Origin of the sequence: Aeromicrobium phragmitis (assembly GCF_003674095.1) — a bacterium.
In the GTDB taxonomy this organism is placed as follows: Bacteria; Actinomycetota; Actinomycetes; order Propionibacteriales; family Nocardioidaceae; genus Aeromicrobium; species Aeromicrobium phragmitis.
The window spans coordinates 1-542 of sequence record NZ_RDBF01000050.1 but is presented as its reverse complement, the minus strand read 5'-3'; the positions used below and the strand labels follow the sequence as shown (position 1 = coordinate 542).

Sequence of the window (542 nt, the reverse complement as noted above, 5' to 3'; positions counted from 1 at the left end):
GCTCCCGCCGATCATCTACGGCCACAGCATGGGCGGCTTCGTCGCGTTGACCGCGGCGCGCGAGCACGGCGATCGGATTCGCGGCGTCGTGGCCATCGACTCGCCCGTGCGCAGAGTCTCCCCGGAAGCGGGCATGTGGCGTGCGCAGCGGGCCAATCCCGACGCCGTCAAGTACTACGCCGACCGCGCGGAGATCCTCGCCCGGTTCCGTACCGTGCCGGAGGACCCGGCCTGCCTCGACTACGTGCTGGCGCACGTCGCCGCGGAGTCGGTCACCAAGACCGAGGCCGGTTGGCGGTGGAAGTTCGACCCGCGGGTGTTCCTGTCGGCCATGATGCAGCCGGAGGACCTCGCCGGTGCCGCTTGCGACGTCGCGCTGCTGCGCGGCGAGCGGGGTATGGCGACGCACGACATCACCGAGGTCGTGCGTGAGCGACTCGGCGGTACGGTACCCGTGACCGTCATCCCGGACGCGGGACACCACATCATGCTCGACCAGCCGGTGGCATTGATCGCCGCGCTGCAGACCTTGCTCGGACAAT

General features: G+C 69.9%; 1 protein-coding gene. It reads left to right on the top strand.

Annotation, left to right across the window (positions count from 1 at the left end):
- Positions 1–28 precede the first annotated feature (28 nt).
- Positions 29–542, top strand: a 514-nt coding sequence (locus D9V41_RS16190; RefSeq protein WP_243697321.1) for an alpha/beta fold hydrolase, incomplete at its 3' end; no start/stop codon positions are given.